General features: G+C 47.2%; 1 protein-coding gene. It reads right to left on the reverse strand.

All coding sequences use genetic code 11. The features are described 5' to 3' along the window. A partial coding sequence (locus FS806_RS25460; protein ID WP_144942151.1) for an IS200/IS605 family accessory protein TnpB-related protein occupies positions 1–309 on the reverse strand: 309 nt, incomplete at both ends.

Consider the following 309-nt stretch of genomic DNA (forward strand, 5'->3'; position numbering starts at 1 on the left):
ACAACATGAGCACATTTTCGATGAAGGGAACCATTTGGCGGCTTGAACAAATTTCGCGCCGATCTTCTCGCACTTGTATTTCATCTGCCGGATGAACTCGTGCAGCTTCTGTCCGGCAATCGCCTTGCTCAAGTGGCGGTTCTTCATCATTCCGCTCACATTTAAGTCTTCCATCACTACAGCGCTTGGCTTGGTTTTCGCTATCGCGCTCGTCGTTTGGTGAATGTGATTGGTGCGGATATTCGTTAATCTCCGATGAAGCAAACGAATCGACTTTTCGACTTTTACAATGTTGCGTGTCTTGACGAA

The sequence above is a fragment of the Paenibacillus sp. 32O-W genome (assembly GCF_007679495.1).
Classification (GTDB): Bacteria; Bacillota; Bacilli; order Paenibacillales; family NBRC-103111; genus Paenibacillus_L; species Paenibacillus_L residui.